General features: G+C 66.9%; 22 protein-coding genes and 2 tRNA genes. 12 read left to right on the plus strand and 12 right to left on the minus strand.

The genetic code is table 11. The features are described 5' to 3' along the window. Positions 1–15 precede the first annotated feature (15 nt). Together WS87_RS01735 and WS87_RS01740 are read right to left on the minus strand one after the other, a co-directional pair. On the minus strand, positions 16–810 hold the full coding sequence (locus WS87_RS01735; protein WP_059531107.1) for an FkbM family methyltransferase: 795 nt from the start codon (positions 808–810) through the stop codon (positions 16–18). An 85-nt stretch (positions 811–895) separates the two neighbouring features. Beyond that, entirely contained in the window at positions 896–2335 is a 1440-nt protein-coding gene (locus tag WS87_RS01740) for a glycosyltransferase family 2 protein (RefSeq protein ID WP_059816473.1), read from the minus strand. Between the two features lie 380 nt (positions 2336–2715). Between WS87_RS01740 and WS87_RS01745 the strand changes: the two genes are divergently transcribed. Then, positions 2716–4803, plus strand: a complete 2088-nt coding sequence (locus WS87_RS01745; RefSeq protein ID WP_059531101.1) for a UvrD-helicase domain-containing protein — start codon at positions 2716–2718, stop codon at positions 4801–4803. A 90-nt stretch (positions 4804–4893) separates the two neighbouring features. Here the strand turns inward: WS87_RS01745 and WS87_RS01750 are convergent, their stop codons facing one another. Beyond that, positions 4894–5793, minus strand: coding sequence for a c-type cytochrome (locus tag WS87_RS01750; protein ID WP_059816477.1), 900 nt, complete (start codon positions 5791–5793; stop codon positions 4894–4896). 252 nt (positions 5794–6045) lie between these two features. Between WS87_RS01750 and WS87_RS01755 the strand changes: the two genes are divergently transcribed. Further along, positions 6046–6121 (plus strand) — tRNA-Arg (locus WS87_RS01755). Positions 6122–6434: 313 nt separating this feature from the next. Here the strand turns inward: WS87_RS01755 and WS87_RS01760 are convergent. Then, positions 6435–6511, minus strand: a tRNA-Met gene (locus WS87_RS01760). A 562-nt stretch (positions 6512–7073) separates the two neighbouring features. Beyond that, positions 7074–7220: an RICIN domain-containing protein gene (locus WS87_RS33450; RefSeq protein WP_159085628.1), complete on the minus strand. Its 147-nt coding sequence runs from the start codon at positions 7218–7220 to the stop codon at positions 7074–7076. A gap of 465 nt (positions 7221–7685) precedes the next feature. Here WS87_RS33450 and WS87_RS01765 point away from each other — a divergent pair, with 465 nt between their 5' ends. From WS87_RS01765 to WS87_RS01775, 3 genes are all read left to right on the plus strand, one after another. Continuing rightward, a complete protein-coding gene (locus WS87_RS01765; protein WP_082750569.1) occupies positions 7686–9539 on the plus strand; it encodes an O-linked N-acetylglucosamine transferase, SPINDLY family protein in 1854 nt (617 codons plus the stop codon). A 48-nt stretch (positions 9540–9587) separates the two neighbouring features. Then, positions 9588–12068 (plus strand): tetratricopeptide repeat protein, encoded by a 2481-nt coding sequence (locus WS87_RS01770; RefSeq protein ID WP_059816482.1) that lies wholly within the window; start codon positions 9588–9590, stop codon positions 12066–12068. A 70-nt stretch (positions 12069–12138) separates the two neighbouring features. Next, complete coding sequence (locus WS87_RS01775) at positions 12139–14628, plus strand: tetratricopeptide repeat protein (RefSeq protein ID WP_059816485.1); 2490 nt, start codon at positions 12139–12141, stop codon at positions 14626–14628. 165 nt (positions 14629–14793) lie between these two features. On the opposite strand, the gene WS87_RS01780 is transcribed toward WS87_RS01775, so the two are convergent. The 3 genes from WS87_RS01780 to WS87_RS01790 form a co-directional block, all read right to left on the minus strand. After that, complete coding sequence (locus tag WS87_RS01780; protein ID WP_059816490.1) at positions 14794–15093, minus strand: flagellar protein FliT; 300 nt, start codon at positions 15091–15093, stop codon at positions 14794–14796. A 40-nt stretch (positions 15094–15133) separates the two neighbouring features. Further along, entirely contained in the window at positions 15134–16567 is a 1434-nt protein-coding gene (gene fliD / locus WS87_RS01785; protein ID WP_059691527.1) for a flagellar filament capping protein FliD, read from the minus strand. Between the two features lie 184 nt (positions 16568–16751). Then, positions 16752–17570: a flagellin domain-containing protein gene (locus tag WS87_RS01790; RefSeq protein WP_059508662.1), complete on the minus strand. Its 819-nt coding sequence runs from the start codon at positions 17568–17570 to the stop codon at positions 16752–16754. A 547-nt stretch (positions 17571–18117) separates the two neighbouring features. On the opposite strand from WS87_RS01790, the gene rpsU reads away from it, so the two are divergent. After that, on the plus strand, positions 18118–18330 hold the full coding sequence (rpsU, locus tag WS87_RS01795) for a 30S ribosomal protein S21 (RefSeq protein WP_006401410.1): 213 nt from the start codon (positions 18118–18120) through the stop codon (positions 18328–18330). Positions 18331–18661: 331 nt separating this feature from the next. Here rpsU and WS87_RS01800 read toward each other — a convergent pair whose 3' ends face one another. Further along, positions 18662–19267 carry a DNA-3-methyladenine glycosylase I gene (locus tag WS87_RS01800; protein WP_059816493.1) on the minus strand — a complete coding sequence of 202 codons (606 nt, stop codon included), beginning with the start codon at positions 19265–19267 and terminating at the stop codon, positions 18662–18664. A gap of 141 nt (positions 19268–19408) precedes the next feature. Between WS87_RS01800 and WS87_RS01805 the strand changes: the two genes are divergently transcribed. Continuing rightward, positions 19409–20290, plus strand: coding sequence for a BadF/BadG/BcrA/BcrD ATPase family protein (locus tag WS87_RS01805; RefSeq protein WP_059816498.1), 882 nt, complete (start codon positions 19409–19411; stop codon positions 20288–20290). A 153-nt stretch (positions 20291–20443) separates the two neighbouring features. After that, positions 20444–21277 (plus strand): Cof-type HAD-IIB family hydrolase, encoded by an 834-nt coding sequence (locus WS87_RS01810; protein WP_059816502.1) that lies wholly within the window; start codon positions 20444–20446, stop codon positions 21275–21277. Positions 21278–21382: 105 nt separating this feature from the next. Here the strand turns inward: WS87_RS01810 and aqpZ are convergent, their stop codons facing one another. Next, a complete protein-coding gene (gene aqpZ / locus WS87_RS01815) occupies positions 21383–22123 on the minus strand; it encodes an aquaporin Z (protein ID WP_059601946.1) in 741 nt (246 codons plus the stop codon). Positions 22124–22420: 297 nt separating this feature from the next. On the opposite strand from aqpZ, the gene WS87_RS01820 reads away from it, so the two are divergent. Next, positions 22421–22717, plus strand: a complete 297-nt coding sequence (locus WS87_RS01820; RefSeq protein ID WP_059533499.1) for an H-NS histone family protein — start codon at positions 22421–22423, stop codon at positions 22715–22717. A gap of 110 nt (positions 22718–22827) precedes the next feature. Here the strand turns inward: WS87_RS01820 and WS87_RS01825 are convergent, their stop codons facing one another. Together WS87_RS01825 and WS87_RS33455 are read right to left on the minus strand one after the other, a co-directional pair. Further along, on the minus strand, positions 22828–23892 hold the full coding sequence (locus WS87_RS01825; RefSeq protein WP_059816505.1) for a glycosyltransferase family 4 protein: 1065 nt from the start codon (positions 23890–23892) through the stop codon (positions 22828–22830). A gap of 231 nt (positions 23893–24123) precedes the next feature. Next, positions 24124–24519 (minus strand): hypothetical protein, encoded by a 396-nt coding sequence (locus WS87_RS33455; RefSeq protein WP_156437106.1) that lies wholly within the window; start codon positions 24517–24519, stop codon positions 24124–24126. Between the two features lie 39 nt (positions 24520–24558). On the opposite strand from WS87_RS33455, the gene flhD reads away from it, so the two are divergent. The 3 genes from flhD (at position 24559) to motA (ending at position 26567) form a co-directional block, all read left to right on the plus strand. Then, positions 24559–24879, plus strand: coding sequence for a flagellar transcriptional regulator FlhD (flhD, locus tag WS87_RS01835; protein ID WP_014895554.1), 321 nt, complete (start codon positions 24559–24561; stop codon positions 24877–24879). A gap of 93 nt (positions 24880–24972) precedes the next feature. Continuing rightward, complete coding sequence (gene flhC, locus WS87_RS01840) at positions 24973–25527, plus strand: flagellar transcriptional regulator FlhC (protein WP_059452623.1); 555 nt, start codon at positions 24973–24975, stop codon at positions 25525–25527. 179 nt (positions 25528–25706) lie between these two features. Further along, positions 25707–26567, plus strand: coding sequence for a flagellar motor stator protein MotA (gene motA, locus WS87_RS01845; protein ID WP_059452624.1), 861 nt, complete (start codon positions 25707–25709; stop codon positions 26565–26567). Positions 26568–26571 lie beyond the last annotated feature (4 nt).

Genomic DNA, 26571 nt, shown 5'->3' on the forward strand with positions numbered 1-26571 from the left:
GCCGGGGTCGAACCGTCAGCGCGTGCGGTTCATCCGGATCACGCCGTCGGCGCCCGTCTCGAAGCTGACCTGCCGCGCGAACGACGGATGCTGTGCGACGAGCTCGTCGCCCATCGCGAACCACGTGTAGCCGAGCGTCTTCAGGTAGTCGAGCAGCGCCGCGCGCTTTTCGGAGAACCATTCGAGGTTCCAGGCCTCGAGCAGCAGCGGCGGAAAGCCGTGCCGTTCGAGGAAGGCCGTGCCGCCTTTCAGCACGTCGAGTTCGAGGCCTTCGACGTCGATCTTGATCAGCGACGGTGACTTCGGGAAGTTCAGCGTGTCGAGCCGGGCGATCGGCACGTCGCTCGGCTGCTGGCTCGCGACGGTCTCGACCGAGTTGCGGCGCAGGTTGAACTGCTCGTCGAGAGAGAAGCCGCCGATGTTGATCGAGCGCGAATAGTCGATCGCGGGCAGCGGGATGATGCCGTCCTGGTTGCCGATCGCGACGTTGAACGCGTGCACGTTCTCGAGCCGGTTCAGGAACACGTTGCCGCACAGCTGGTAATAGACGATGCGCTGCGGCTCGAACGCGTAGACCATGCCGCCCTGCGCGGCGATGCTCTTGGCGATCGGCACCGCATAGGCGCCGAGGTTCGCGCCGATGTCGAGGACCAGCGGCGCCTCCTCGTTCGCGTAGAACATCTGGCTGATGGTCAGCAGCGATGCGTCCCAGGAGCCGTTGTAATAGAGGTTCGCCGAAATCGCGTCCCGGGTCGCGAACAGCAGGTAATCGGCGTTGTCGGTCTTGACGAGGTTGACTCTGGGTAGCATGGCGCGAGGTGTCAGGGTTGTCGGGCGAAGAGGGCGGCGTGCACGCATGGCGCGGCGATGCGCCGATGCTCGCCGCCGCCGTGTGTCAGGCCAGGTAGTTCGACCACTTCTGGTGTTCGCGGTAGTACTGCTCCTCCGCGTCCGTCAGGCCGGTCTCCTTGTACCAGGGCACGTGCTTGCAGGTGTAGCGGCCCGCGAACCGGACGCCGCATAGATGCGAGTCGCGGCGGAAGTAGCGTTTGTTGTAGACGGCGAACGTCGTATCGATCGGCGCGTTGTAGATCGGGTCGCCGCCCGCCGTGCTGCCGATCTGGTGGCGCCAGAAGTTCGCCTCCCATTCGAGCGTCGTGTATTGGCGGTCGCCGCAGAAGAGCGTCGTTTCCTTCATCAGCTCCGGTTGCGAGATGTCGAGCGCGAAGCCGGCCTTGCCGGTCTGGAACGCTTCGGTCGCGTCGATCAGCTCGAACAGGAATTCGGGCGGCAGCGCGTCGTTCAGTTCGAGGTCCGGATCGGTGACGCAGAAGAGGTCCGGCAGGCGCGCGTAGTTCGCGTCCGACAGGAACAGGTCGCGCGGGCCCGCGTTGCGATCCAGGCGCACGACGGTCACGTCGTCCTGCACGCTTTCCAGGAACGCGAGCATGTCCGGCGCGCTCGACGCGTTGTCGACGATCACGATGTTGCGCAGGCCGCGCGCCTTCAGCTGGGCCACCATCCGGCGCGTATAGGTCGGATTGTTGAAGGTCGGGATCAGCACCGGCACCGTGGCGACCAGGCCGCCCGCGAAATGCCGGAACTGACGGCTGCCCGGCAGCGTCGTGCAGAGCGTCGCATTCGGCACCAGGGGCAGCGCGACAGGCTGCGGCGCCGGCGCGGATTGCATCACGTGCGCCTCGAGGTCGGCGAGGTCCTGCCGGGTGTCGGCGTCGTCGGGCATCAGCGCGGCGGCCTTGCGCATCGGCGCGAGGGCTTCCGCGTGGCGCTCCTGCTGAACCAGCGTGACGGCCAGCGCCCGCCAGCCGAGCCCGACGTCGGGCATCCATTCGGTCAGCTGGGTCGCGATGCCTTCGGCCTGCGCGAATTGCCGCTTGTCGAGCAGCGCGGCGAGCGTATTCATGAATTCGGAGAGCACGGCCGCCAGCTCGTCGGCGGAGGCCGATGGCGCATCGGCCTCCGCGAGTTCGAGCGACAGCGCGTCGATGCCGTGCGTGCGGGCCTGCGCGACCAGCGCGCGCGCCGCATCCATCTGGTTGTCGCGCGTCAGCGCGTCGATGCACGCGATCCAGTAGCGCCGCTGCGACGGCTCGGTCGCCACCGCGGCCCGGAAGTGCCGCAGCGCGGCGTCGCGCCGGTCGAGCTGTTCGAGCACCGTCGCGAGGCGGAGGTGCGAATCGGCGTGTTCGGGATGCGTTTGCAGGATCTGGCGGTAGGCCTGCTCCGCGTCCTGAAGCGAGCCGGCGGCGTGAAGCGCGGCGGCGCGGGCCAGCTCGGCCTCGGAGACGGGAGCGGCGATGACGGTGTCATTCATGGCGGCGGAAATCGATGACGGCGAATGAAGGGGCGGCGGCGCGTACTCGCCGACGTTTCACGTATGTTGCCGCCGGGGGCCGCGCGACGATGGATCAAACAGAGGGGAGATTTGCTGCCTGTTCGGATGTTCGGCGTGCGTCCGCCGACGCGGGCAGCGCACGGAAAGCGCGTGGGGAAAGGGGGCGGGAAAAGGGTGTCGGAAAAGGGGCGCGAAGCCCGCCGGTGTTGCGCGTCGCCACCCGGCGGCATCGTCAGCCGCCGGCCGCCGCCGACGTGTTAACATGCGCGTCCTGCCCCGCGTGTCCGCCTGCAATCCAGGCCTGCCGCGCGCGGCATCCTCCCGGCGTTCCGCCGTCAACCGCAACATCATCCGTCATCATGTCCGCAGGCCTCAACCCCGCTCAGAACGAAGCGGTGCGCTACCTCGACGGTCCCTGCCTCGTGCTCGCCGGCGCGGGCAGCGGCAAGACCCGCGTGATCACGCAGAAGATCGCGCACCTGATCGAAGCGAAAGGTTTCGAGCCGCGCCACATCGCGGCCGTCACGTTCACGAACAAGGCCGCGGCCGAAATGCGCGAGCGCGTGTCGAAGCTGCTGGAGGGCAAGACGCTCACCACGCCCGGCAAGGAAGGCCGCAAGGTGCCCGTCAACCAGCTCACCGTGTGCACGTTCCACTCGCTCGGCGTGCAGATCCTGCGTCAGGAGGCCGAGCACGTCGGCCTGAAGCCGCAGTTCTCGATCATGGATTCGGACGACTGCTTCGGGATGATCCAGGAGCAGATCGGCACCACTGACAAGGGCCTGATCCGCAAGATCCAGAGCACGATTTCGCTGTGGAAGAACGGCCTGATCATGCCCGATGAGGCGATGACGATCGCGGCCAACGAGGACGAGCACCAGGCTGCGCTGGTCTACCGCAACTACGTCGCGACGCTGCACGCGTACCAGGCGGTCGACTTCGACGACCTGATCCGCCTGCCGGCCGAGCTGTTCGCGAAGAACGAGCAGGTGCGCGACCGCTGGCAGAACAAGCTGCGCTACCTGCTGATCGACGAATACCAGGACACCAACGCGTGCCAGTACGAGCTGCTGAAGCTGCTCGCCGGCCCGCGCGCCGCGTTCACGGCGGTGGGCGACGACGACCAGGCGATCTACGGCTGGCGTGGCGCGACGCTCGAGAACCTCGCGCAGCTCGGCAAGGATTTCCCGAAGCTGCACGTGATCAAGCTCGAGCAGAACTACCGGTCGACGGTGCGGATCCTGACCGCCGCGAACAACGTGATCGCGAACAACCCGAAGCTGTTCGAGAAGAAGCTGTGGTCCGAGCACGGGATGGGCGACTCGATCACCGTCACGCCGTGCAACGACGAGGAACACGAAGCCGAATCGGTCGTGTTCCGTCTGTCCGCGCACAAGTTCGAGCGGCGCACGCAGTTCCGCGACTACGCGATCCTGTATCGCGGCAACTTCCAGGCGCGGATCTTCGAGCAGGTGCTGCGGCGTGAGCGGATTCCGTACGTGCTGTCGGGCGGCCAGTCGTTCTTCGACAAGGCCGAGATCAAGGACCTGTGCGCGTACCTGCGCCTGATCGCGAACGCCGACGACGATCCCGCGTTCATCCGCGCGGTGACGACGCCGCGCCGCGGGATCGGCAACACGACGCTCGAAGCGCTCGGCTCGTTCGCGGGGCAGGCGAAGGTGTCGCTGTTCGAGGCCGTGTACATGGGCGGGATCGAGGCGCGGCTGTCCGCGCGCCAGGTCGAGCCGCTGCGGATGTTCTGCGACTTCATCCAGCGCCTGACCGATCGCGCGGACAAGGAGCCCGCGACCGTCGTGCTCGACGACATGATGGAGGCCATTCACTACGAGGCCTATCTGTACGACGCGTTCGACGAGCGGCAGGCGCAGTCGAAGTGGCAGAACGTGCTCGAATTCCTCGAATGGCTGAAGCGCAAGGGCACCAAGCCCGAGACCGAGGCCGTCGACGGCGAGGCCGACGGCTTCCACAACGCCGACGGGCTCGCCGATACCGGCAAGAACCTGCTCGGCCTGATCCAGACCGTCGCGCTGATGTCGATGCTCGAAGGCAAGGACGAGGATCCGGACGCGGTGCGCCTGTCGACCGTCCATGCGTCGAAGGGGCTCGAGTATCCGCACGTGTTCCTGGTCGGCGTCGAGGAAGGCATCATGCCGCACCGCGGCGGCAGCGAGGACGACGGCCCGATCGACAACGAGCGGATCGAGGAGGAGCGCCGGCTGATGTACGTCGCGATCACGCGCGCGCAGCGCAGCCTGCACCTGAACTGGTGCAAGAAGCGCAAGCGGGCGCGCGAGACGGTCGTGTGCGAACCGTCGCGCTTCATCCCCGAGATGGGTCTCGACGAAGCGCCGCCGCCGACGCCGGAGGAAGCGCCGATGACGCCGAAGGACCGGCTCGCGAGCCTGAAGGCGCTGTTGCAGAAGTGACGTGCGGGAGGCGGCCGGCCCGGCCGCGCCGGCAAAAGAAAACCCCCGCGATGCGCATGCGCCGCGGGGGTTTTTTCTGGCCGGCAGGCGTTACTTCGACGCGTTGACCATGTAGTCGACGGCCGCCTTCACGTCGGCGTCGGACGCGCTCGACCCGCCCTTCGGCGGCATTGCGCCCTTGCCGTGCAGCGCGTAGTTGTAGACGGTATCCATCGAGTCCTTCAGGCGCGGTGCCCAGTCCTCCTTGCTGCCGAACTTCGGCGCGCCGAGCACGCCGGCCGCGTGACACGCCTGGCAGACCTGCGTATACAGCGCCTTGCCGGCCGATGCGGCGTCGGCGCTGGTCGGCGCGGCCGCGGGCTTTTCGCCGGCCTTCGGAATCGCGGCGATTGCGGCCATTGCAGCGGCGGCCTGCGCGTTCGACGCGTCGGCGTCCGACGCGCCTGCCGCACCCGCCGCGCCGCTCGCCGCCGGCGCCGCATTGGCGGCCGGGGCAGCCGGTTCGGGGAAGTTCGCGCCGTCGTTGTTCGCCATGTAGACGATCGCGCGGGCGATTTCATAGTCGCTGACGTCGTCGGGATTCGTGCCGCCACGTGGCGGCATCGCGCCCTTGCCCGACAGCGCCGTCTTGAGCAGCGTGTCGAAGCCTTGCGAGATGCGCGGCGCCCAGTCGTCCTTGTTGCCGAACTTCGGCGCGCCGGCGGCGCCCGTGCCGTGACACGTCACGCACACGGCCTTGTAGACTTCCTCGCCGGTCTTGTACGTGCGGGGCGCGTTGGCGTCCTTCACGTCGACCTTCGCGAGCGGCGCGATCCGCGCGGCGACCTGTTCGTCCGATAGCGCGTCCGTGCCGGCGCCCGAGCGGAACGCGTGGTTGGCATACGTGGCAAACAGGACGATCAGGGCGATCGGAATCGCGAATGATGCGATGACGACGGCAATCAGCTGCCCGGGGGTTTTGACGGGAGATTCGTGGGGTGCTTCGCTCATGCTTGCCTCGTCTCCGTGAATAGGAATTGTGAGCGCGGTGCAACGGCAAAATGGCAGTCCAATGAAGCACGGACGATTATAGACGGAACGTTTACATCACGGCGAGCGGCGCGAAGGCGCGTGTTTACCCGCAGGAATGGGGGCCTGACGGGGATTCTGCGGGCAAGGTGGACGCTTCATGGGAAACCGGGTATCCTTGCCGTCTTGCCAATGGTGGGCGGCCGGTTTATTGGGGTCGACTCACTGTCACACGCGCCCGTAGCTCAATGGATAGAGTACTGCCCTCCGAAGGCAGGGGTTGCTGGTTCGATCCCAGCCGGGCGCGCCAAGCCTAGTCAGGCTCTCAGCAGTTTTATTCCTCGAATTGATCTTCCGCCATGCTCCGCTAGGGCAGCATGAGGGCAAAACCTGCGCGCGTGTGCGATGCCGGTCCATTTGCCGATCACCGAACATCAGCTCGACGATACAGTCGTCAAGCGGTAGCACGAGTGAAAAGCCCCGCGCGGGGCGGGGCTTGGTTTAGTGGGTCGACCGCCTCTATATCCGAGATGTCGGCGAGTAAGGTGCATCATTGAGACGCACACAGCGCTCTGGCGCGAAAGCAAAAAGCCCGCTTGCTTTCGCATAGCGGGCTTCGATGTTGGTTGCGGGGATAGGATTTGAACCTATGACCTTCGGGTTATGAGCCCGACGAGCTGCCAGACTGCTCCACCCCGCGGCACGGATTGTAATCACAATGCGGCGCTGCGTCAAAGTGTGTCGGCACCTGTTACTCATCCTCCTACTTGTCGCGGTTACTGACGAAGAGACGCGGAGGAGCAGATGGCGAGAATCGGCTGGCCGCGTTTTTCGCCCGCTTGGCCTGCTCGTCCTTCTTGCCGGCTTCACCTTCCTTCGCGTAGAGGGAAGGGCAATAGCGGCAGCAGCGCGAACTTCGACCGCCGTAGCCTCAACACGGTCAAGCACCACGCCCTGAAGCAGCGTCAACACGTCACAATCTCCCATCGGAAGGGGAACAGCTTTCGTGCGCTTGCCAAATGGCCTGATCAGGCTTCCAGCGAATTTCCCCGTTCGTCGTGTTCTGTCGCGCAGCTGGATTGCAGCGTGCGCCAGCGTTTCCCGCTAATCCGCGACGAACCAAAAAAGAAGCCCGCCGAACGGAGTTCAGCGGGCTTTCGTCGCGCGCGGCGCATTCGATGTCTCCCCGGTGCAACCAATCCAGACGACGCGCGAGCCGCGAAAGCCGCGCGCCGCGAGCGGGGCCGGCCGCGATCCGCGGGTTACTCGAACGACTTCAGGTTGTTCAACGGAACCAGACGCCACTGTTGGGCCGGCGAGCCGTTGATCGGATATAGCCAGAGCGGATTCCCGTTGCTGACGACACGGCCCTTGTCGTCGAGGCACAGGCTTTCGTCGGCCCGCGGCACGATCGGCCGCCGGCTCGTTCGGCGCGGTCAACATCGACAAGCCGGTCAACGAGACCGCGAAACCGGAACCTGATCGGCCACGCGCTCGCGCGCATCGTGCCGGTATCGCACGGTCCGCGCACGTGCCGGCCGCCGAGCGCCGAGGCGCCAGACCGCCCCCGAGACGCCACCCGTCCCGCGATGCGACGAATTACGGGCGTTTTGCTCGACTGATCGTCCCTTCGAAACACAGCGAACGTCGCGACAATATCCGCGAGTTTCCAGCCGTCGGCGCCGACGCGCCGGCGTGTCCGCGCCTGCCTTTCATGCGACCCGGCCCCCCCGGCCTGACGGCGGGGGCGCCGGCTGTCGCACGCCGGAAGCGCCGTCCGGGCATCGTCCGGGGCAGTCGCCCGGGCGGCCGGTTCGTCATCCATGCCTATCGCAGACCCAGCAGACCCAGCGGACCCAGCGGAAGCCCCGCCTATGAACGAAAACCTCCTCGAACGCGGATACCTGTCCGGCGGCGTACGGGAACCGTCCGACGGCCCGTCCGGCGCGGACACGCCAGTCGAGGCGCTGCTCGCGTCCGCGCTGGACCATTACGACGCGGGCCGGCTCGACGCCGCCGAGCGTCTGTGCCGACAGGTGCGGCAGCGCGAGCCCGAGCGGGCCGAGGCGCTGCACGTGCACGGGCTGGTCGCGTTTCGCCGCGGCGACTTCGACGCTGCCGTCGCGGCGATCGCGGACGCGATCCGGCGCGATCCGCAGGCACGCTATTACTACAACCTGGGCACCGTGATGGCCGCGCACAACCGGCCCGCGGCGGCGGCCGAGTGCTTCCGGCAGGCGCTCGCGCTGCAGCCGGACGATGCGGACGCGTACAACAACCTCGGCAACGCGTTGCGCACGCTGAAGGATTGCGAAGGCGCGGTGGAGGCGCTGGGCACGGCGATCCGGCTGCGGCCCGACCACGCGCAGGCCTACAACAATCTCGCGAACGCGATGCTCGATGCGGGCGAACTGGAGGCCGCGCTTGAAGGCTACCGCGCCGCGATCGCGTTGCGGCCAGATCTGCTCGAGCCGCACGACAACCTGCTGTTCGCGTTGAATTACAGCGCGGCCGCCGCGCCGCACGTTCATTTCGATGCCGCGCGGCATTACGGCGCGCAGGCCGCCGCGCGAGCGGTGCCGTACCGCTCGTGGCCGACGGCCGATGGCGCGAGACCGCTGCGGGTCGGCATCGTATCGGGCGACCTGAAGCATCACCCGGTCGGCTATTTCCTCGAAAGCGTGCTGCGCGCGACCGATCGCACGCGCGTGGTGTTCGTCGCGTATCCCACTCGCGATGTCGAGGACGACCTGACACAGCGGCTGCGCCCGCTGTTCGCGGGCTGGACGAGCCTCGCCGCGCTGAGCGACGAGGCCGCGGCCCGGCGAATTCGCGACGATGCGATCGACATCCTGATCGACGCGGCGGGCCACACGATCTTCAACCGGCTTGCGCTGTTCGCGTGGAAGCCGGCGCCGGTGCAGGTGTCGTGGATCGGCTATGTCGCGACCACCGGGCTCGACGCGATCGATTACGTGCTGGGCGATCGCCACGTGCTGCCGGCCGACGAGGAAGCGCATTTCGTCGAGCGGCCGTGGCGCCTGCCCGACAGCTATCTGTGCTACACGCCGCCGCGCGACGCGATCGTGCCGGGCCCGCTGCCGCAGCTGGCCGGCGGCGCGGTGACGTTCGGCTATTTCGGCAAGCTCGGGAAGATGAGCGACGCGGTCGTACGCGTCTGGTCGCGGGTGCTCGCGGCGGTGCCCCGGTCGCGGCTGCTGCTCAAGGCGAGCGAGCTGGCCGGCGCGTACGCGGTGCGCCGCACGCGCGAGCGGTTCGCGCAGCACGGCATCGATCCGGCGCGGCTGCTGCTCGAGCCGAATGCGCCGCGCGGCGAATACCTGGCGTCGTACCGTCGCGTCGACGTGATGCTGAGCCCGTTCCCGTATTCGGGCGGCACGACGACCGCCGATGCGTTGTGGATGGGCGTGCCCGTGCTCGGCATCCGGGGCGACCGGTTCGTCACGCACATCTGCGAAAGCCTGCTGCAGACGGTCGGCCTGGCCGATTGGGTCGCGCGCGACGAAGACGACTACGTCGCGAAGGCCGCGGCCTTCGCGACCGATCCGGCGCAACTGCGGCTGCTGCGGACCGGCCTGCGCATGCAGTTGATCGCATCGCCGCTGTGCAATGCGCCGCGCTTCGCGCGGCATCTCGAGGACGCGTTCCACGGAATGTGGGCCCGTCGCGCGGACCGGGCCAGCGACATCGCCCGCCCGCTCGGCTGACTCATCGACCGGACCGCGCGCGAAACGACGCAACGACGAAACGACGACATGCAACAGACCACGGACATTCTCGGCGCCGCACTGGCGCATCACCAGGCGGGCCGGCTGGGCGACGCGAAGGCGGGCTACGAGCAGCTGCTCGCGCGCGAGCCCGCGCATCCGGACGCGCTGCATTTCCTCGGGCTGCTGACCTGTCAGGCAGGGCAGCCGGAAGAGGGAATCGCGCTGATGCGCCGCTCGATCGACGCGTATCCGAGCGCGATCTATCACAACAATCTGGGCAACGCGCTGCGCGAGCGAGGCCGGCTCGACGATGCGATCGCTCAGTACCGCGAAGCGGTGCAGCGACAGCCGGACTACGCGGAAGCGCACAACAACCTGGGCGATGCGCTGCGCGAGGCGCGGCAGCCGGATGCGTCGATGCAGCACTGCGCGCAGGCGATCGCGCTGCGGCCGGACTATGCGCAGGCGTACAACAACCTGGGCAACGCGCTGAAGGATCTGGGGCAGGCGGATGCGGCGGTGCTCGCATACGGCAAGGCGATCGAACACGATCCGCGCTACGCCGATGCGTACAACAATCTCGGCAACGTGCTGACGACGCAGCGCAAGTTCGACGCGGCGGTGGACAGCTACCGCGCGGCCGTCGCGCTGGCCCCGGCCAGCCCGATCGCGCACCGCAATCTCGGCGCGGCGCTGCTTGCGCGCGGCGACCGCGACGAGGCGATCGCGACCTTGCGCCGTCTCGTCGAACTGGCGCCCGCCGACGCGCAGGCGCGCGTCGATCTCGGTACCGCGCTGCGCGACGCAGGGCTGGCCGACGCGGCGATCGAGCATTTCGAGCGCGCCGCGGAACTGTCGCCGTTGCGCGCCGACGCGCACGCGGGCCTCGCGGAGGTGCTGTACCGCCGGCGGCAGACGGCGCGTGCGGCCCAGTGCATGACGCGTGCGCTCGAGCTGGCGCCCGATCACGGTCCCGCCTACCGCATGCTCGGCGACATGTATCACGATCTGGGCAAGTACGACGCGTCCGTCATGTGCTACCGGGCCGCGACCGAACTCGATGCGAACGACGTCGACGCGCATCATCGCTGCGCGATGGTGCTGCTGAAGCAGAACTGCGCCGACGACGCGCTGCATCACGCGCGCGCGGCGCTCGCATTGAACGACCGCGCGGCGCCCGCGCACATGACGCTCGGCGACGTGCTCGGCATGCTCGGCGATGTGGATGGCGAACTCGCGCATTACCGCCGCGCGGTCGAGCTCGACGTGACGAATCCGGTCCTGCACGACCGGCTGATCTTCGCGCTCGCCACGCACCCGTCGATCGACCAGGAAGAGACGCGCCGTGCCGCACGGCATTTCGGCGAACACGTCGAAGCCGATGCACGGCCGCTCGCGCATGCCGACATCGGCTCGCGCCCGTCGGGCGGACGACTGCGCATCGGCTGGGTGTCGGGCGACCTGGTGACGCATCCGGTTGGCATTTTCCTCGAAGGCGTGCTGGCGCATCTCGATCGACACCGGCTCGAATTGATCGCCTATCCGACGTCGGCGGCGGAAGACGACACGACCGCGCGCCTGAAACCGTATTTCGACGCGTGGCATCCGCTTCTTGACCTGTCGGACGAACAGGCGGCGCAGCGGATTCGTGCGGATGGCATCGACGTCCTCGTCGACCTGTCGGGCCACACGGCGCTAAACCGGCTCGGCGTGTTCGCATGGAAGCCCGCGCCGGTGCAGGTCACGTGGATCGGCTTCTTCGCGTCGACGGGGCTGCGCGCGATCGACTACGTGCTGGGCGACCGGCACGTGCTGCCGGCCGATGAGGAAGCGCATTTCGTCGAGCGGCCGTGGCGGCTGCCCGACAGCTATCTGTGCTTCACGCCGCCGCATCCGGCGCTCGACGTCGGTCCGTTGCCGCAACGCGAGAACGGGGTGACGACGTTCGGCTATTTCGGCAAGCTCGGGAAGATGAACGATGCGGTCGTGCGCGTGTGGTCGCGGGTGCTTGCCGCGGTGCCGGGCGCGCGGCTGTTCCTGAAGGCGGGCGAGCTCGACGGCGCGCATGCGGTGCGCCGGACGGTCGAGCGGTTCGCCCGCAACGGGATAGACGCGAGTCGGCTGGTAATGGAAGGCCGCTCGCCGCGCGCCGATTACCTGACGGCCTATCACCGCGTCGACATGATGCTGAGCCCGTTTCCGTACCCGGGCGGCACGACCACGGCCGAGTCGCTGTGGATGGGCGTGCCGGTGCTCGGGATGAAGGGAGCGCGGTTCGTCACGCACATCTGCGAGAGCGTGCTGCAGACGGTCGGCCTCGGCGACTGGATCGCCCATGACGAAGACGACTACGTCGCGAAGGCCGTGGCCGCGGCGGCCGATCCGCAGCGGCTCGGTGTGCTGCGGCAGGCATTGCGCGCGCGGCTGCTCGCGTCGCCGCTGTGCGACGCGCCGCGCTTCGCGAAACATCTCGAGGAGGCGTTTCACGGGATGTGGATGGACAGGACGAACGCGGGCGCCGACTAGCGGGCCGCAGCGGGCGACGAACGGAATTGAGCCGCCCGGCAGGGCGGCGCGCGAACGACGAAACGACGACATGCAACAGACCACGGACATTCTCGGCGCCGCACTGGCGCATCACCAGGCGGGCCGGCTGGGCGACGCGAAGGCGGGCTACGAGCAGCTGCTCGCGCGCGAGCCCGCGCATCCGGACGCGCTGCATTTCCTCGGGCTGCTGACCTGTCAGGCAGGGCAGCCGGAAGAGGGGATCGCGCTGATGCGCCGCTCGATCGACGCGTATCCGAGCGCGATCTATCACAATAATCTGGGCAACGCGCTGCGCGAGCGAGGCCGGCTCGACGATGCGATCGCTCAGTACCGCGAAGCGGTGCAGCGACAGCCGGACTACGCGGAAGCGCACAACAACCTGGGCGATGCGCTGCGCGAGGCGCGGCAGCCGGATGCGTCGATGCAGCACTGCGCGCAGGCGATCGCGCTGCGGCCGGACTATGCGCAGGCGTACAACAACCTGGGCAACGCGCTGAAGGATCTGGGGCAGGCGGATGCGGCGGTGCTCGCATACGGCAAGGCGATCGAACACGATCCGCGCTACGCCGATGCGTACAACAATCTCGGCAACGTGCTGACGACGCAGCGCAAGTTCGACGCGGCGGTGGACAGCTACCGCGCGGCCGTCGCGCTGAACCCGGGCCGGGCGATCGTGCACGGCAATCTCGGCACCGCGCTGCTCGCACGCGGCGACCTCGACGAATCCATCGCGACGCTGCGCCGGGCGGTCGAACTCGATCCGCTGGATCCGCAGGTCCACAACTGTCTCGGCAGTGCGCTGCGTGAAGCGGGCCGGAACGACGAAGCGATCGAGCATTTCGAACGGGTTGTCGAGCTGTCCGGCGGCGACGTCGACGCACACCTCAACCTGAGCCGGGCGCTGAAGAGCCAGAACCGGATCGAGGAGTCCGTCGAGGCCGGCAAGCGGGCCATCGAGCTGGATCCGCGCCGCGCGGAAGGCTATGTGAACCTGGCCCACGCGTATTACTGGCTGGACCGCGTCGACGACGCGATCGTGCAGTACCGGCATGCGCTCGAATTCGATCCGGATTCGGCGGACATTCACCAGAACCTGTCGATCGCGCTGTGCCAGGCGCGGCGCGTCCATGAAGCGCTGGAAAGCGCGCAGGCCGCCGTCGCACTCGAACCCGGCACCGCGCGCCGGCATGCGCATCTCGCGGACGTGCTGCGCAAGACCGGCGACGTCGACGCGGCGATCCGGTGCTATCGCCGCGCGCTGGAGTGCGATCCCGACAATCCGGGCACCTACACGTCGCTGCTGTTCTGCCTCGCGGGCCAGACCAGCTTCGACCCGGATGCGTACCTGGCGGATGCGCGTGTTTTCGGCGCGCGCATGTCGATGCACGCGCAGCCGTGGCGGCACCGGCCGGCGCCGCTGAACGGGCGCAGGTTGCGTGTCGGCTTCGTGTCGGGCGATTTCCGGCGGCACCCGGTCGGCATCTTTCTCGAAAGCGTGGTCGCGCATCTCGATCGGTCGCGGCTCGAACTGGTCGCGTTCACGACGTTCGACACCGAGGACGACTACACCGCGCGGCTGAAGCCGCATTTCGACGGCTGGCATCGCATCACGGATCTCGGGACGGAGCAGACGGCCCGACGCATCCACGACGAGCGGATCGACGTGCTCGTCGACCTGGCCGGACATACGGCGCACAACCGGCTGCCTGCCTTTGCATGGAAGCCGGCGCCGATCCAGGTGAGCTGGCTCGGCTTTTTCGCGTCGACCGGCATCGCGGAGATGGACTATTTCCTCGGCGATGCGCACGTGCTGCCGGCCGCCGAGGAAGCGCACTTCGTCGAGCGGCCGTGGCGGCTGCCGGACAGCTACCTGTGCTTCACGCCGCCGCCGTACGACGTGCAGGTCGGCCCGCTGCCGATGCTGCGCAACGGGCACATCACGTTCGGTTGCTTCGGCAAGCTCGTCAAGGTGACCGACGACGTGGTGCGCGTCTGGTCGCGCCTGCTGCACACCGTGCCGGGCGCGAAGCTGCTGCTCAAGGCGTATGAACTCGCGGTCGAGGACATCTGCGATGCGACGCGCGCGCGCTTTGCGGCGCACGGCATCGACGCCGACCGCCTGATCCTCGAGCAGGGCTCGTCGCGCGACGCATACTTCGCTGCGTACAACCGCGCGGACGTGATGCTGAGCCCGTTCCCGTACCCAGGCGGCACGACGACGGCGGAGTCGCTGTGGATGGGCGTGCCGGTGCTCGGGATGAAGGGAGAGCGGTTCGTCACGCACATCTGCGAGAGCCTGCTGCATGCGGCCGGTCTCGGCGACTGGATCGCGAGCGACGAAGCGGACTACATTGCGAAGGCCGTCGCGTTCTCCCGCGATCGCGGCGAGCTCGCGGCGATGCGTGCCGGGTTGCGTCAGCAGATGCAGCGTTCGCCGCTCGGCGACGCGAAGCGGTTCGCCCGCCACCTCGAGGACGCGTTCCACGGCATGTGGGACGCATGGCTCGCCGGCACACCGGACGACGCGCCGGCGCGGTAACGGCCGCGGCCGGCCCGGCGCCGCGCCGCCGGGCATCGCGGCGCGGTGCGGCGCATGCGGTGCATGCGGACATCCCAAAAAAAGAAGCCGCATCGCTGCGGCTCTTCGAGGAGTGCGCCCTCGCGGGCGTCGTTGTTGTTCTCGTTCGTTACGCGTCGGTGCGGTTCAGCCGAGCATCCCGGTCGACTGATAACGCGATGCCGCGTCGATGCGCTGCAGCGCCAGCCGATGATTCGTCATCAGCCGCTCGCGGCCGGCCTTCGCCTGTTCGGTGACGATCGCGTCGAGCCGCTGGATCTCGCGGACGATCGCGAGCGCATCCGGCGTCTGGTCCGCGTCGAGCGACATCAGCAGCGTCGCGCGTTCGTCCACGAGCGCGGCGGCGCGCTCCCATGCGTCGTGTGAGACGGCGTCCGCGAGCGCGTGCGTGAGCGCCAGCGCGCGTGTCAGCGAAGTGTGTTCCATGGCGAGTAGTCCTCGTGGGCGGCGGCCGGGTGCCGGTCCGTCACTTGTTGGTGGCGAGCGTGCCGGCGCTGCTCGCACCGCCGAACAGCTGCGTCAGGTACTGCTGGTTGTTCTGCATCTTCGTCATCAGCGTGTTGAGCGCGGTGAACTGCGCGTTGTACTGGGCCGTGAGCGAGTCCTGGTAGTTCTTCAGCTGCGTCGCCTGGTCCTGCAGGTTCGACAGGTCCTTGTTCAGCGAGGCCGTGCGCTGGTCGATCAGGCCGCCCGTCTGCGAGTACGAATTCGCGAAGTTGTTCAGCGCGACCCCGACGCCGTTCGTCGAGTTGAAGATCGCCGAGACGGCCGAGCCGTTGGTCGTGAGTGCGGTCTGCAGCTTCGTGCTGTCGACCGTGAGCGTGCCGTCGGTGTTCAGGTTGATGCCGATCGACGACAGGCTGTAGGTCTTGCCGCCCGACGTGACGCCGCCGCTGAGCGCGGTCGCGAGGCCGTTCGTGATCGAGTTCAGCATCGCGTCGCCGAGCAGCGGGCCGGCCGTCGAGCCCGACGACGTGGTCGTGTACGACGACAGGCTCGATGCCGTCGTGACGAAGGTCGAGTACGCCTTCGCGAAATTGTTGATCGCCGTCGTGATGCCGGTCGTGTCCTGCGCGATCGTGAGCGTCTGCGTCGTGTTGACCGCGGCGGCCGTCAGGTTCAGCGTGACGCCGGTCAGCGCGTTGGAGATCTGGTTCGTCGCGCTCGTCACGGTGCTGCCGGCGATCGTGATGTTGGCGTCCGCGGCGGGCGTCACCGTGTTGTAGGTCGACTGCGTCGAGTCGAGCTTGCTGTTCAGGCCGGCGCCCGCGGTGATCGACACCGTGTTCGCCGCCCCGGTGTTGTTCGACGAGAGCACCAGATGCTGGCCGTCGGACGCGTTGATCACGGTGGCCGTCACGCCCGGGTTGTTCGAGGCCTTGTTGATGTTCGCGGCGATCGTCGCGAGCGTATCGGTCGACGAGACCGACAGCTGCATCGAGCCGGTGCCGACGCCGACGGTCAGCGTGCCGCTGCCGATCGTGTCGGACGACGTGAGCGCCGGCGAAGAAATCGAGTTGGCGGTCGCGACCGCGTTGACTTTCACCGCGTACGTGCCGGCCGCCGCGCCGCTCGCGGTGGTGGCGGTGAGGCCGGAGCCGCTGGCCGTCGCGGTCAGTGCCGACAGCGCCGTGCCGTCGGTGAGGCCCTTCAGCGCCGTTTGCAGCGCCGCGAGCTGTGACTTGATCTGCCCGATCGCGGACAGTTCGGTGTTGTCGGACGTTTGCTTGTTCGCGAGTGCGGTCGTTTGCGCGGCGGTCTTCGCGGTGACGAGCGCGGAGACGAGCGAATTGACGTCGAGCGACGACTTCGTCGAGCCGCTGATGAGGGACTGCGCAGCCTGCTGGAGCGCGGTGTTCAGGTCGCTGGAGGACGTGGTGGTGGTGGTCGTCGAGGTCATTCGGGTGCTCCGGTCCGCATCGCCGGACAGGTTCGGGCGAATCGCGCGTCGGTGTCGAACAAGCGCGCAACGGGAGGTGAGCCTCCCGGGTGCGCGATGAAAAGGCGCGGGCGCCGGACCCAGGTCGCGGCGCCCGTGCCGGCGGACGGCGCGTCGCGAGACGCGCGCCGCCGGTCATGGGGTATTAACCCAGGAGCTTCAGGACTTGCTGCGGCAGCGAGTTCGCTTGTGCCAGCACCGAGATACCTGCTTGCTGCAGCACTTGCGCCTTGCTCAGGTTCGCCGTTTCCGTCGCGAAGTCCGCGTCGGTGATCTGCGAACGGGCTGCCGACATGTTGGTCGACTGCGTCTGCGTGTTCGTGATGGCCGACTGGAACGTGTTCTGCGTTGCGCCGAGCGTTGCCTGGAACGTGTTGACCTTCGTCAGCACTGCGTCGATCGAGCCCATCGCGGCTTGCGAATCCGTGACGCTCGAAACCGTCAGCGCGGAGAGGCCGAGGTTTGCCGAGTCCCAGCTCTGCGAGCCGAAGTTCGCTGCGATCGTCTGGCCGTTGATTGCGCCGATCTGGAAGCTGACCGTGCCCAGGCCTTGCAGGACGGATTGACCGTTGAACGTCGTTTGCGTTGCGACGCGCGAGATTTCCGTCAGACGGGTCGAGACTTCCGACTGCAGGTTTGCACGTGCGTTGGAGTCGAGCGAGCCGTCGCCTGCTTCAACTGCCAGCTGGCGGATACGTTGCAGGTTGTCGACGATCGACTGGAGCGCGCCGGCCGTCGTCTGGACCATCGAGATGCCGTTGTTCGCGTTCGACACGCCTTGGTTCAGCGCGTTGATCGCGGCCGTCTGGGTCGTCGCGATTGCGAGGCCCGCTGCGTCGTCTGCCGCGCTGTTCACGCGCTTGCCCGACGACAGGCGGTTGATCGCTTGCGACAGCGCGTTTTGCGAGCCCGACAGATTCGTCTGCGTCGACAGCGAAAGGATGTTGGTGTTGATGTTCAGCATTTGCTTCCTCGTTTTGGAAAATGCCTGAGTACAGACAGGATCAGGTTCGTTTTCGGCGTTGCGCTTTATCGCGAGTGGCGCTGCCCGCCTTTCCTGGTTGACGGCGGCACCCGGCGAAAACTTTAGAGGGATGTGTGAGGAAAATCGGGACGGAAGCATGCCGCTGCCGCGAAGTCCGCGCCTGGTATGGCTGGCAGCGATTTTGGCGGGGTTGCGCGACGGTCTCGTTGGACGGTGTATGCGGCCGCGCCGCGCGGGGCGGCGAAGCGGGATCGACAAAAGGATAGTTTTGTCTGTGATTTCCTGATATGATGGCGGGCTGAATTGAGATTTTCTGTCAAGCCTGTGCCGTCCCGGCACTCTTGCTGGCAGTCAAACGCGGCGCTGCACGCGGCTTGTGAAGCGTACTCGCGGTGCTTTGTGCCTCTCTTTTCCGGCCTCCGAGGCCGTATTTCCGCTCGTTTCGCCTGTTGTGGGGACGCCCGGATGGCCGGTGCGTGGCGCTTGGCCGCTACGTTTTTGACCGTTTAAGCAATTTAGGAACGACATGACGACGATTCTTCTGAAAGAAAACGAGCCGTTCGAAGTGGCGATTCGCCGCTTTCGCCGTGCTATCGAAAAAAATGGCCTGATCGCTGAACTGCGCGAACGCCAGTCCTACGAAAAGCCGACCGCAGTCCGCAAGCGCAAGAAGGCAGCTGCCGTCAAGCGCCTGCACAAGCGCCTGCGCAGCCAGATGCTGCCGAAGAAGCTCCACTAAGAGCATCTACGGTTCGCCGCGAAACGGCGGAGCGTGCTTCGAAAGAAGCCGCTCCGCCGTTTTGCTTTTCGGGCCGGAAAATCGGCTTCGATCTCGGGATTCAAGCCTTGGCGGGGTGGCCGCCTGGCGGCGGCGCGGCGGGTTCGACGGATTGCCGGGCGGTCTCGGGCCGCCGCGGGGGGCGTTCCGAAGTGGTCATCGCGACGCTCGGCGTCGGCGTGACGCGATCGGCATCTGTTTGAAGAAGCGCAAGCGCGTGCGTGCGGGCCACGCACGACGCGATGACGTATCGATGCACCAATCCGGCCCGCCGGGCGGGGCTGCGTCGCCGTCAGCCTGCCTTGCGGCGCCGTGCCGGTTGCTGCTTGCCGCCGAGCGCCGCGCATTTGGCGTGACACGGGCAGCCGGTCTCGTGGTCGTTGACCATCCCGGTTGCCTGCATCAGCGCGTAGCAGATCGTCGAGCCGACGAACTTGCAGCCGTATTCCTTCAGCGCCTTGCTGAGCGCATCGGACTCGGCGGTCGATGCGGGCGCGTCGCGATACGACTGCCACGCGTTCTGCACCGGCGTATGGTCGACGAACGACCACAGGAATTGCGCGAGCGACCCGTGGTCGTCGCGAATGCGCTGCACGGCCCGGGCATTGGTCACCGCGGACTCCACCTTCGCGCGATTGCGCACGATGCCCGGATTTTCGAGCAGCTTCTCGATGTGCTTCGGCGTGAAGCGCGCGACCGCGTCGACATCGAACTCGGCGAACGCCTCGCGATAGCCGGCACGCTTGTTCAGGATCGTCGACCACGACAGCCCCGCCTGCGCGCCTTCCAGAATCAACATTTCGAACAGATGGCGATCGTCATGCGACGGCACGCCCCACTCGGTATCGTGATAGTGAGCATCCGCTTCCGTCCTTACCCAGTTGCACCGCTGCGACATCGTCAGCCTCGTTCCAGAGTCGATTCGATCGTGCCAGCATAGCGGAAGGCCCATTCACGGCATAGCTGGCCGAACGGCAGATGGGCGTGCGGCGCCGATCCGGTTAAGCTTGGCGCCTGTTCGAATCAGCAGGATCAACGCATGACGGCACTACTTTTTGCGATCGGCATCGACGGCGGGGGCACCGGCACCCGTGCGGTACTGGCCGACCGGCACGGGCGCGAGCTCGCGCAGGGGCGCGGCGGCCCGTCGGGGCTCGGCCTCGGCATCGAGCGCGCGTGGGCATCGATCGGCGCGGCCTGCGCCGACGCCTTCACGCTGGCCGGGCTCGCGTTCGACTGGTCGCAATGCGCGCTCGGTTGCGGGCTGGCTGGCGTCAACAACGCCGCGTGGCTCGCCGCATTCCGTGCGCAGGCGCCGCTCGACGCGCTCGCGATCGAGAGCGACGCGTATACGACCGTCGTCGGCGCGCACGGCGGCGCGCCGGGGCTCATCGTCGCACTCGGCACGGGCAGCATCGCGGCGGCGCTCGACACGGCGGGCGACTGCCGCATCGCGGGCGGCTTCGGTTTTCCGTCCGGCGACGAGGCGAGCGGTGCGTGGCTCGGCATGCGCGCGCTTGCATACGCGCAGCAGGCGCTCGACGGCCGCGTGCCGCGCGACGCGTTCGCCGGCGCGCTGCTCGCGGAAACGGGCGTGCACGATCGCGACGGACTCGTCCAGTGGTCGTGCGATGCGAACCAGACGATCTACGCGCGCCTCGCGCCGATCGTGTTCGCGCACCGCGACCATCCTTGCGCGGCGGCGCTGATCGCGCAGGCCGGCGAAGAGATCGGCAAGATGATCGACGCGCTTGATCCGCGGCAGGCGCTGCCGGTCGCGCTGTGCGGCGGGCTGGCCGACGCGCTGGCGCCGGCCGTGCCGGCGCGCCACGCGGCCCGGCTGCGCGCGCCGCTCGACGATTCCGCGCACGGCGCGTTGCGGCTTGCGTTGCAGGCATTGAGGGCAGCCGAAGCGGGGTGAGCGGTTCAAATGGGCGGCGTGCGGTGAGTGGTGAGCCGGCCGGGCAGGCCGAACGGCCCGAAACCGGCCCGTTCCCCAACCGCCCGGCGGCCCCCTGGGCACGACGTTAAAATGGCGGTTCCGCAGCGTCCTGCGCGCCATTCACCCGTCCCCATGTACAAAGTCATCGCCACCGACCTCGACGGCACCCTGCTGAACAGCGACCACCAGCTCGATCCGTACACGATCGAGACCGTCCGCCGGCTCGACCGCGACGGCCTGCAATTCGTGATCGCGACGGGGCGCCACTATGCGGACGTCGCCGGCATCCGCGACGTGCTGGGCATCCGGCCGTACCTGATCACGTCGAACGGGGCGCGTGTGCATGCGCCGGACGACACGGCGATCCACGCGCAGGACATCGATCCCGCGATCGTCCGCGGCCTCGTGCAGCCGGGCGTGACCGGCGCGCACGGGCGCGTGATCGTCAACCTGTTCACCGACCGCGGCTGGCTGATCGACCGCGACGCGCCGCACCTGCTCGAATTCCACCAGGATTCGGGATTCCGGTACGACGTGATCGACATGTCCGCGCACGACGGCGCCGATATCGCAAAGGTGCTGTATATCGGCGAGCCGGCCGATCTGGCGGTGGTCGCCGAGCAGATGCGCGTGCGGTTCGGCGATGCGCTGTACATCACGTATTCACTGCCCGACTGTCTCGAAGTGATGACCGCCAACGTGTCGAAGGGCCGCGCGCTGCGTGCGGTGCTCGCGCGGCTCGGCGTCGACGCCGGCCACTGCATCGCGTTCGGCGACAACATGAACGACATCGACCTGCTCGAAACGGCCGGTCACGCGTTCATGATGAACAACGCGAACCCCGACCTGATCGCGCACCTGCCGCACATCCCGCGGATCGGCAACAACTTCGACGCGGGCGTCGCCCGCCACCTGCGCACGCTGTTCGCGCTCGAGGACACCCTCGACGGCGTCGCCGCTTCCTGAGCGGCCATGAAAAACGGGCGCCAGCGGCGCCCGTCCAAATTACCTGCCTCTATGTTGTTCGACAGCGTGAGGCTCGCTGCTCTGCTCGCGTGACCCCGTAGCGTTTTATTCGTTGGTGCGAGCGGATGCGGGCAGCAGGCCGACGGCATCGTCGCGCCCGGCGATGAGCGGATAGACGATCCCCGCGATTGCCGCACCGATGATCGGCGCGACCCAGAACAGCCACAGCTGGCCGATCGCCTCGCCGCCCACGAACAGCGCCGGGCCGGTCGAGCGGGCCGGGTTCACCGACGTGTTGGTGACCGGGATGGAGATCAGGTGAATCAACGTCAGGCACAGGCCGATCGCGATCGGCGCGAAGCCGGCAGGCGCGCGCTTGTCGGTGGCGCCGAGAATCACGAACAGGAAGAAGCCCGTCATCACGACTTCGCAGATGAACGCCGCCCCGAGCGAGTAATGGCCGGGCGAGCGCTCGCCGAAGCCGTTCGTCGCAAAGCCGCTGCCGACGACGTCGAAGCCCGGCTTGCCGGTCGCGATCAGGTACAGCACGAACGCACCCAGCGTGGCGCCGACCACCTGCGCAACGATGTACGGCGCGAGATCGCGCGCCGGGAAGCGGCCGGCGACCGTCAGGCCGACGCTCACCGCCGGATTCAGGTGGCAGCCCGAAATATGGCCGATCGCGAATGCCATCGTCAGCACGGTCAGGCCGAAGGCGAGTGCGACGCCGGCAAAGCCGATGCCGAGGCCCGGAAAGGCGGCGGCCAGCACGGCGCTTCCGCACCCGCCGAGCACCAGCCAGAACGTGCCGAATACCTCTGCAGCCAGACGCTGAGAAAGATTCATGTAAGGACCTCGTTCAAGTGGGTTGAAGACAAACGGGCGACCGGATGATTTATTCCGACGCCGGAATTGGTCTGGATTATAGGAAATGAATCGGCTTCGAGAGGGTCAACGATTGTTAAATTTGAATGGCCGGAGAATGGCTTTTATTAGAATAAGTCCGCATTCTCGATATCGACGAATCGGTTAAAGATGACAGCATTAAATTCGAAGAGCAGGGCGGCAGTACGATGACGTAACGGATGTTGGCGTTCCGGCCGGACTCGCTGGAGCCGCATCATGGAAAAGGGGAGTCGAAAAATGTCTCAATACGCGAAACTCAAGGCGCAGATCGCCGAGTTGCAGGCCCAGGCGGACGACGTGCGTCGCCAGGAAGTGGCGACGGTGATCGCCGACGTCCAGCGAATGATTGCCGAATATGGCCTGACGGCCGAGGACCTGGGCTTCGCGGAGCGCGCGCGGCGGGGCCGTCCGCCGAAAAAGGCGCCGCTGCCCCCGAAATACCGCGACCCGAAGTCGGGCGCAACCTGGAGCGGGCGCGGCAAGCCGCCGAATTGGATCGTCGGGAAAAACCGCGATCGTTTCCTGATCGAATGACCGCGCAAAAAGAAAGAGCCGCATCGTCGATGCGGCTCTTTGGCGTCTTCGGGATTTTCGCGCCGATTTCGGCGCGAATTTCACCGGATATTTCCTGACGAATTTCGGCGTCAGGCGCCCGCGACCTGACGCAAGACAGGCCGTTTTGCCGCCGTGCAAAGCAATTCGTAAGTTTCGACATAACGCCGCGCCATCGCTTTCGAGCTGAAGCGCGTATCGAAACGTGCGCGGATTGCGTCGCGCGACAGGCTGTCGATCCGGTGCAGCGCACCGACGGCGCCCTGCACGTCCTCGACGATGAAGCCGGTCACGCCGTCCTCGATCACTTCCGGCACCGAGCCGCGGTTGAACGCGACGACCGGCGTGCCGCAGGCCATCGCCTCGATCATCACCAGGCCGAACGGCTCCGGCCAGTCGATCGGGAACAGCAGCGCCTTCGCGCCGGACAGGAACGCCGGCTTCTGCGCCTCGTTGATCTCGCCGATGAATTCGACGTGCGCCTCGCCGAGCAGCGGCTCGATCACTTCCTTGAAGTAATCGGCGTCGGCCTTGTCGACCTTCGCGGCGATCTTCAGCGGCAACCCGCTTTGCGCGGCGATCCGGATCGCGGTGTCGACCCGCTTTTCGGGGCAGATCCGGCCGAGGAACGCGAGGTATTCGGGCTTCACGTGCGGTTGCGGCGTGAGCAGCGTGTCGGGCAGCCCGTGATACACGGTGCCGGCCCATGCGGCCTGCGGCAGCGGCTTGCGCTGGTTGTTCGAGATCGATACGACCGGCGCGTCCGGGAAGGCGTCGAACACCGGCTGCAGCTCCGGCAGGTCGAGGCGGCCGTGCAGCGTCGTCACGTAAGGCGTATCGAGGCGCGACATCAGCGAGAACGGCATGTAGTCGAGGTGGAAGTGCAGCACGTCGAATTCGTGCGCGACACGGGCGACCTGTTCGATCAGGCGCATATGGGGCGCCATCGAGTCGCGTATCGACGGGTCGAGCCGCAGTGCGCGCGGCCATGCCGCCTCGAGACGGGCGGACGTGACGGAGTCGCCGCTCGCGAACAGCGTCACGTCGTGGCCAAGCTCGACGAGCGCCTCGGTGAGGTAGGACACGACACGCTCGGTGCCGCCATAGAGTTTCGGCGGGACAGCTTCGTAAAGCGGCGCGATCTGGGCAATACGCATGGGCGTTCTCCGGTGTCGACCAGCGCAGGGCGCTCGAGTGCGCATGCTGGTCCGATGCAGGGTTGCGGAACTCGCCGACGCACGCGCTCTGCGGTACGTGGCCCGGTCCGGGGCGCGGTGCGCGGAAGGCCGGGCGGCAAGCTGCGGGGCGGGCCGGCACGGCTCCCGCCGCCGCCCATTGGAGTCCATTATCGATATCGCCTTCAGGGGTTCGAGTGTTTTTTCAAACACTTAAGGCTTGTTACACCATGAAATACGCGAAAACCCCGATAAAAAGGGTGCGGAAACATAAAGCGATATGGCAACGAGAATTGTTGCGCTATCGTGAAAAACCACTATAATTTTTACCGATTCACTTTCCGGCAGCCTTGTCGGAAGGCCTCCAGCCGGATTTGTCCCATGCGGTACCGCATCGTCGACGAATTCGCGCGTCACTCGCCCCGCCGTTTGTTCCCTTTCAATTCGCTTTGTCGGAAAAATTCCTACACGGTTTACAGACAAATCCTGCGCGGCATACGCCACTTCGCTGATACCGACATAAATCCCGTTTGGCCAAAATTCGCCCTGTAAGACTATAAACGTGCCGACGGTGCGCCCAGCGCGGCCTGATCGAGCAAACGTTTTCATAACACGAAAGGCCAAAGCAAAGCTCTTAACGGGGGAATCATGAGCGCCACCAGCGAAATGCTCAGTGAGATCAAAGAGGTCAACCTGTCGTACCTCCTCCTCGCGCAGCGCCTGCTGCGGGAAGACAAAGCGATGGGCATGTTCCGCATGGGTGTATCCCAGGAACTGGCCGACGTGCTCGCGAACCTCACGCTCGCCCAGACCGTGAAGCTCGCGGCATCGAACCAGATGTTGTGCCGCTTCCGCTTCGACGATCACGCGTTGCTGTCGTCGCTCGCCGACAAGGGGCGCAGCGACGTCGTCACGCACGCGCATTCGGCCATCCTGATGGCCGGCCAGCCGGTCGAAAGCGTCCGCTGATCCTTCCCGCCTTGCGTTCGTCCCGGCGCGCCGCGCCGGCAGGCGGCGCTTTGGCCACTCATCCGAACAACGTCAAGCGGACGGTTATTCACCATGGCAAGCAAAAGCGTCGTGATCGAGGTGAAGGAAATCACTCTCGCCATCGAACTGATCGAACTGGGCGCCCGGCTGCAGCTGCTGGAGGCGGAGACGAGCCTGTCGCGCGATCGCCTGATCAAGCTGTACAAGGAGTTGAAGGGCGCGTCGCCGCCGAAGGGGATGCTGCCGTTCTCGACCGACTGGTTCATGACGTGGCAGCCGAACATCCACTCGTCGCTGTTCTACAACATCTATCGGTTCATGCAGGATCACGGCCGCTGCGAGCCGATCCAGTCGATCGTGAAGGCGTACCGGCTCTATCTGGAGCACGTGAACCTGTCCGGCGACGAGGCTGCGCTGAGCCTCACGCGCGCATGGACGCTGGTGCGCTTCTTCGACTCGGGGATGCTGCAGATGACCCCGTGCACGCGTTGCGGCGGCCATTTCGTCGCGCATGCGCATGATCCGCATCAAGGTTTCGTGTGCGGCCTCTGCCAGCCGCCGTCGCGCGCGGGCAAGACCCGCAAGGCCGCCGCCGCGCGCGCCGAGCTGTCCGCCGCCGCGGCCTGAGCGCCTTCGGGCGGGGCGCGAGCGGACGCCGGACGGCTGCCGCGCGCCGCGCGAACCGGCCGGGGCTTGCTGGTAAACACCGCCGCGCCGCCGCGGCGCGGCCGCGAAAGTTTTCCTGCCGACTGCCGTAAACCTGATTAACGGCGGTCTCCCCGCCGGTCATTCGTGAGGGACAGGCAGTGCTGATTATCGTGGGAACACTCGTGACGCTGTTGTCCGTCTTCGGCGGTTACGCGCTGGCAGGCGGGCATCTGGGCGCATTGATCCAGCCGGTCGAGATCCTGATGATCGCGGGCGCGGGCGTCGGCGCGTTCATCCTCGGCAACGGCATGAAGACCATCAAGGGGACGCTGCGTGTGCTGCCGACGCTCTTCAAGGGCTCGAAGTACACCAAGGACGTCTATATGGAGCTGATGGCGCTCCTGTACGTGCTGCTCGCCAAGGCGCGCAAGGAAGGCACGCTGACGCTCGAGGCCGACATCGACGATCCGGACAAGAGCCCGATCTTCACGCAATACCCGAAGATCCTCGCCGATCGCCACATCGTCGAATTCCTGACCGATTACCTGCGCCTGATGGTGGGCGGCAACATGAACGCGTTCGAGATCGAGAGCCTGATGGACGAGGAGATCGAGACGCACCACGCCGAAGGCGAGGGCCCGGCGCACGCGCTGATGCGTGTCGGCGACGCGATGCCGGCGTTCGGGATCGTCGCGGCCGTGATGGGCGTCGTCCACACGATGGCATCCGCCGACAAGCCGCCCGCGGTGCTCGGCGCGATGATCGCGCAGGCGCTGGTCGGCACGTTCCTCGGGATCCTGCTGTCGTACGGGCTGATCGGGCCGCTCGCGAGCCTCGCGGAGCAGCGCGTGGCCGAGTCGACCAAGATGTTCCAGTGCATCAAGGTGACGATTCTCGCGAGCCTGAACGGCTATGCGCCGGCGATCGCGGTCGAATTCGGCCGCAAGGTGCTGTTCTCGACCGAGCGGCCGTCGTTCACCGAGCTCGAAGAGCACGTGCGCCGCGTGAAGGCGAAGTGACGCG

The sequence above is a fragment of the Burkholderia sp. MSMB0856 genome, assembly GCF_001524645.2.
GTDB classification, from domain to species: domain Bacteria; phylum Pseudomonadota; class Gammaproteobacteria; order Burkholderiales; family Burkholderiaceae; genus Burkholderia; species Burkholderia diffusa.

Excerpts from the sequence above, each read along its gene's own strand:
- WS87_RS01810 (WP_059816502.1), top strand. The coding sequence starts at position 20,444 with ATGTACAAAGTCATCGCCACCGACCTCGACGGCACCCTGCTGAACAGC.
- WS87_RS01820 (WP_059533499.1), top strand. The coding sequence starts at position 22,421 with ATGTCTCAATACGCGAAACTCAAGGCGCAGATCGCCGAGTTGCAGGCC.
- WS87_RS01735 (WP_059531107.1), bottom strand. The coding sequence starts at position 810 with ATGCTACCCAGAGTCAACCTCGTCAAGACCGACAACGCCGATTACCTG.
- aqpZ (WP_059601946.1), bottom strand. The coding sequence starts at position 22,123 with ATGAATCTTTCTCAGCGTCTGGCTGCAGAGGTATTCGGCACGTTCTGG.
- WS87_RS01825 (WP_059816505.1), bottom strand. The coding sequence starts at position 23,892 with ATGCGTATTGCCCAGATCGCGCCGCTTTACGAAGCTGTCCCGCCGAAA.
- WS87_RS01805 (WP_059816498.1), top strand. The coding sequence starts at position 19,409 with ATGACGGCACTACTTTTTGCGATCGGCATCGACGGCGGGGGCACCGGC.
- WS87_RS01770 (WP_059816482.1), top strand. The coding sequence starts at position 9,588 with ATGCAACAGACCACGGACATTCTCGGCGCCGCACTGGCGCATCACCAG.
- WS87_RS01750 (WP_059816477.1), bottom strand. The coding sequence starts at position 5,793 with ATGAGCGAAGCACCCCACGAATCTCCCGTCAAAACCCCCGGGCAGCTG.
- WS87_RS01800 (WP_059816493.1), bottom strand. The coding sequence starts at position 19,267 with ATGTCGCAGCGGTGCAACTGGGTAAGGACGGAAGCGGATGCTCACTAT.
- WS87_RS01740 (WP_059816473.1), bottom strand. The coding sequence starts at position 2,335 with ATGAATGACACCGTCATCGCCGCTCCCGTCTCCGAGGCCGAGCTGGCC.
- WS87_RS01775 (WP_059816485.1), top strand. The coding sequence starts at position 12,139 with ATGCAACAGACCACGGACATTCTCGGCGCCGCACTGGCGCATCACCAG.
- fliD (WP_059691527.1), bottom strand. The coding sequence starts at position 16,567 with ATGACCTCGACGACCACCACCACCACGTCCTCCAGCGACCTGAACACC.
- rpsU (WP_006401410.1), top strand. The coding sequence starts at position 18,118 with ATGACGACGATTCTTCTGAAAGAAAACGAGCCGTTCGAAGTGGCGATT.
- WS87_RS01765 (WP_082750569.1), top strand. The coding sequence starts at position 7,686 with ATGAACGAAAACCTCCTCGAACGCGGATACCTGTCCGGCGGCGTACGG.
- WS87_RS01780 (WP_059816490.1), bottom strand. The coding sequence starts at position 15,093 with ATGGAACACACTTCGCTGACACGCGCGCTGGCGCTCACGCACGCGCTC.
- WS87_RS33455 (WP_156437106.1), bottom strand. The coding sequence starts at position 24,519 with ATGAAAACGTTTGCTCGATCAGGCCGCGCTGGGCGCACCGTCGGCACG.
- WS87_RS01790 (WP_059508662.1), bottom strand. The coding sequence starts at position 17,570 with ATGCTGAACATCAACACCAACATCCTTTCGCTGTCGACGCAGACGAAT.
- flhC (WP_059452623.1), top strand. The coding sequence starts at position 24,973 with ATGGCAAGCAAAAGCGTCGTGATCGAGGTGAAGGAAATCACTCTCGCC.
- WS87_RS01745 (WP_059531101.1), top strand. The coding sequence starts at position 2,716 with ATGTCCGCAGGCCTCAACCCCGCTCAGAACGAAGCGGTGCGCTACCTC.
- flhD (WP_014895554.1), top strand. The coding sequence starts at position 24,559 with ATGAGCGCCACCAGCGAAATGCTCAGTGAGATCAAAGAGGTCAACCTG.